Origin of the sequence: Candidatus Accumulibacter vicinus, assembly GCF_000584955.1 — a bacterium.
Classification (GTDB): Bacteria; Pseudomonadota; Gammaproteobacteria; order Burkholderiales; family Rhodocyclaceae; genus Accumulibacter; species Accumulibacter vicinus.
Genome location: NZ_JDSS02000051.1, coordinates 20,909 through 25,265 on the forward strand (window position 1 = coordinate 20,909; position 4,357 = coordinate 25,265).

Genomic DNA, 4,357 nt, shown 5'->3' on the forward strand with positions numbered 1-4,357 from the left:
GCGCGCGATCTGAACCTTATTCGTTAGGCCTGGCTGGCCAGGAACTTTACTCATCGGGACTCGGAAGCCGCCGGGTGGCCAGAAAATCAAGCTCTGCATCAGGAATCTCGGGAAGTGAAGTGAGCCATCGCGCGCGGTGAGCGAGTTCGATGGCCACAAAAACCTTGAACTCACCTTCGAGCCCGACTCCGAGTGCTCCGTTGTCGACGTAGGCAGGTACGCCGGACGACTGAAGGAACGTAGCGATTCGATCAGCTTCGACACAGGTCGGGAAAAGCTTGAACAGTTGCCATTTCTCCGCTGCCATTGGTGTCAAGCCTAACGAATAAGTGAGCAGCCTGCGCGGTTTTTCGCGCAGGCCGCCTCGAACGCAGGGTTATGCGGCATTTGCACCAATACCATGAAAGTGAAATAGCTTACTGACGTGATCCAATCTCTACCGATGAAGGAAGTGCGCGCTCCTTTTTTCAATAAATGCGCTTACACCTTCGCGGAAATCATATTCGTTGAAACAATTGTGAAAACGATCACGCTCGGCAACTAGTCCGGCCGCCAGATTGACTTGCGTCTCGTTGACCGACGCCTTGATGCGGCGAGTAACGGGGCCGGAAAATGACGCCACCAGCTTTGCGACTGCCAATGCCACATCTTCCAGTTGGTCATCTGGCACGATTCTGGAAACCAATCCAGCAGCGAGAGCTTCTTCGGCGCTGAGGGCTCGGCCAGTCAAAAGTAGGTCCATTGCAACATGTTTTCCAACAACTCGGGACAGCCGTTGCGTTCCTCCTGCCCCGGGCATTGCCGCTAGGGTGATTTCAGGGTGACAAAACTTCGCGGTGAGTGCCGCGACAACAATATCGCACATCTCGACCAACTCGCAGCCACCGCCAGCGGCCAAACCTCTGACAGCGACAACTACTGGCTTTGAAATGTCCGACAAACTTGAAACGCAGCCCGTGAACCGTTCTGCCATTGCCTCTTCAGCGGTTATTTGCGCCATTTCCCGGATGTCCGCGCCGGCACAGAAATGTTTGAGTGCGGAGGAAATTAGGATTGCGCGAACACTCTCAGTATTGTCCAAGGCGTGCAGAGCGACATCTATCTCATGGCAAAACTCACGGCTTAGTGCATTCAGTGCGCCAATCCGATTCAACGTGATATGACCAACGCCGTCACACTGTTCAACATTCAACGAACTCATAAGCGCTTCTCCATCGATAGGTCGTCAAAGATTCGGTCTTGCCGTATAACGTGGAGATGATCGGCGCTGCGCGGCTTTATCGCGCAGCGTCCAGCGACCGAAGGGGGCGAGGTCGATCGCAGGGTTAGCCATTATTGCGCCGGCCATTTGAAGTTAATTGGCGCTAAGTTCTGCGCCATGTCTACATAGGTAGCACGGAACTGTATAAGTTGCTCAGGAATAGGGGCTATCTGAAAACGGCCTGGATTATCGGTATCCAGTGTCGCGACGTAATAAAGGCCCGGCCGATCAACGTCCAATTTTGGCGTATTTACGCCGACCGTATCATTTGGGCGAAATCCCGATCGCCGACGGCCGCTTGTTATCTGGTGAATGCTTAGCTGTTTGATTCCGACTGGAATGCCAATTGCAATAATGGTGTTTGACGGCGCGGGAAACCTAGCATCCATGAACGAGGCACTCATTGAAGGCTGTGCAGAATGATCAAAATCTAAGAAGTCAACTGATTCTGCTCCGGTAACCCCTATCAATATGACCGCAAAGTTCTCGGGAATCCCCTCTCCAACGCTGAGAGATCGTGGGCTCAGGTTGAAGCCATCGGGTAACATGGCTGGCGGCACAATACGTCCGTCATGCTTTCTGTGCATGTACGGGTGCAACACAAGACGGCCTTTGCTATCAGTAGCTACTTTGGCAATGATCGTTCCTTTGCTGCCAATTAAGGGATCGGGGCCACAGCTTGAATTCTCCAGTTGCATAGAAAGTTTCTCACCTTGTTTAACCCTAGCGTCAGATGTCTTTAGAACCTGAATGATCGTTGCTGTAGCCATTACCGTTGCGCCGCCTCTCGGTTCTTGTTTGTCCGAGACGGAAATTATTGCAATCAAATCGGCATCTGGCTGTGGATTGGGAATAGCCTCAAAGAACAATCTGTTCCACGAGCCGGAATTTCGGCATGCATGTACGTGCGGAGATCCTAGTAGAAGGCCAAAAACCAATACCATGAAGTAGCGCATGTATTTCTCCGAAAGCTCGGCAACGTGTGGAAACTGGTACGGCTAACGTAGAGTTAACCGGCGCGCAGCGCGGTGTGGCACCCTGGCCGTGCGGCTGATGATGAACCAAGGCGGCTGTACGGCCAGGGTGCCACACCGTTGCGCGTCCGGTTGAACGCCAAGTTAGGCATCAGCCTACGGGCGGCAATGGAGGCGCTTCCGCAATGAGTGCTTGTGCGGCCTCGAGGACGGAAGTGGGGAAAGCGCAGGACTTCCGTGCGGCTGTGTCCATGTGGACCGCAACCAAGGTTGTCCGGGCGGCTACTTCACCTGTCTCGTCGTTACGCATTTCGTGGACGAAGGTGATGCGCTTGTGATGCACCTCCTTCACGGAGCTATTGATTGATACCACCGCGCCAGCGTGAAGTTCCTTCACGTAAGTGATGTGTTGGTCCACCGCGGCCATGCCGCGCTCGTTCGTCCGCAAGTACGAGGGCGTCAGGCCGATTGCATTGAAGAGCTGCCACGTGGCCTCGTCGAACTTGCCCACATACCACATTACATTCATGTGACCAACTTGGTCGCAGTGCCACGGATAGACGGTGCCTCTGTATGTCAATAGCGTGTTCATGGGCGGATGGGAATTCTGATGCCTAACGTTCGACATGAGCGGCGGTTGGAGGCGTGCGAAGCACGCCGGAAACCGCCCGCTCGATGGAGGGGTTAGCGAAGTAATCGGCCCGGTGCCGCAAATCGCGCCGAAGAAACACTTGCCGGGTGGTTTGTGGCAATGTGGAATGCGGTGCCGCGGAAGACCGATGTAGCAATGGTGCATATTGCCCGCGGGTTAGCGTGGTCATGGGTGACGTCATCGACATTGGTGAACCTGCTTGGCGGTTGGCAGCCGTCGGGCGGATATCCCGTTTAAGAGAGTGAGCAAGACGACGTACCCGATGCGGCACCACATTCCAACCTGAATGATGGAGCAAACCATGGCGCAACGCAATCGAAGTACCCCTCTCAAACCGGGCAAGTCCCGAGCCGCTCTGACCATCACCCATCCTAATGCCGGCGGCATCGACATTGGCCGCGCATTCCATTTTGTGGCCGTGCCACCAGACCGGGACGATCAGCCCGTCAGGGAGTTTCCGAGCTTCACGGTCGATCTCAATGCGCTGGCCGATTGGCTGACGACGTGTGGCGTAGACACGGTGGCGATGGAATCCACCGGTGTTTACTGGATACCTTTGTTTGTACTGCTGGAATCGCGCAGCTTCACCGTGTTGCTGGTCAACGCACGCCACGTCAAGAATGTCTCGGGACGCAAGCCTGGAGCCCGAATCACAGGCCACGAATTTAATCGGTGCGTTTGGCCAAAATTGGAACGATGGCGTAACCAGAAGCTGCCCATGTGATGTGCGTTCGATGCGGGTTTCTAGAGAGCAAGGACCGACGGCGCTCGAAGACGGATAAGGCTGTGCCGGTGAGGTGAGTTGAAGATCCAGATCGCTGGCTGCGTCAGGGTAGTCCTCGCGGCCCCAAGGGCGCGCTGGTAGGGCACTTGAGGCAAGCACAGTTCGAACGAACTTAGCTGCGTGATCACCAGTCCATCCCGTGCCACCTTCTACTTGGCGCGCGACCAAGCCACGCTGAGCGAGCTCTGCACCAGACTCTTTGTCTACGATCTGAAGAAGAGACCGAGTGGTCTCACCACGCTCCTTTCCCTCAAGGACTGTCTCGCGCACCACGTACTTGGCGGGGGAGTTGGTCAACGGTCGAATCAGAACACTTCCGCCGCCGACGGAGACATACAGTTGACCGCGGTAGGTGAAGTAGGCGTAGTTCGATTTCTTGGCATATCCGATGCTGAACTGGCCGAATGCGACTGGGACGGCGGAGTCGTCAAGGATCAGGTCAAAGCCGTCCACGTCTCCTACAGTCCGTGACACGCGAGGCGTCGTTGAGGCTTCGTCGCACCCACCGAGCGATGCAGCAAGCGTGAGCGCTGCCAGTAGCTTCCCGATTCCGATGATCATGTGCTCGTTGCTGGTTTCCATCTGCTACGCACGCAATGATCGTCGTAGTGAGGTCTAACGTTCAGCTTGAGGGGCCGCCCGGCGCCGCAGGCGACGGGGAACCGGCAAGCTCCGCTTGCCGGCGG

General features: G+C 55.7%; 5 protein-coding genes and 1 pseudogene. 2 read left to right on the plus strand and 4 right to left on the minus strand.

Annotation, left to right across the window (positions count from 1 at the left end; all coding sequences use genetic code 11):
- Positions 1 to 46: 46 nt before the first annotated feature.
- The 4 genes from CAPSK01_RS20020 to CAPSK01_RS20030 form a co-directional block, all read right to left on the minus strand.
- Positions 47 to 307: a hypothetical protein gene (locus CAPSK01_RS20020; protein ID WP_034931002.1), complete on the minus strand. Its 261-nt coding sequence runs from the start codon at positions 305 to 307 to the stop codon at positions 47 to 49.
- A gap of 129 nt (positions 308 to 436) precedes the next feature.
- Positions 437 to 1,201 carry an enoyl-CoA hydratase-related protein gene (locus CAPSK01_RS20025; protein ID WP_034931005.1) on the minus strand — a complete coding sequence of 255 codons (765 nt, stop codon included), beginning with the start codon at positions 1,199 to 1,201 and terminating at the stop codon, positions 437 to 439.
- Positions 1,202 to 1,332: 131 nt separating this feature from the next.
- Complete coding sequence (locus CAPSK01_RS24180) at positions 1,333 to 2,217, minus strand: hypothetical protein (RefSeq protein WP_273704176.1); 885 nt, start codon at positions 2,215 to 2,217, stop codon at positions 1,333 to 1,335.
- Positions 2,218 to 2,386: 169 nt separating this feature from the next.
- The gene (locus CAPSK01_RS20030) at positions 2,387 to 2,827 is read right to left on the minus strand and encodes an acyl-CoA thioesterase (protein WP_034931010.1); all 441 of its coding nucleotides are present in this window, start codon (positions 2,825 to 2,827) and stop codon (positions 2,387 to 2,389) included.
- A gap of 361 nt (positions 2,828 to 3,188) precedes the next feature.
- Here CAPSK01_RS20030 and CAPSK01_RS20035 point away from each other — a divergent pair.
- A pseudogene (locus CAPSK01_RS20035) lies at positions 3,189 to 3,524 on the plus strand (transposase); the annotation flags it as partial.
- 267 nt (positions 3,525 to 3,791) lie between these two features.
- Complete coding sequence (locus tag CAPSK01_RS20040) at positions 3,792 to 4,142, plus strand: hypothetical protein (protein WP_034931013.1); 351 nt, start codon at positions 3,792 to 3,794, stop codon at positions 4,140 to 4,142.
- The last annotated feature ends 215 nt before the right edge of the window (positions 4,143 to 4,357 follow it).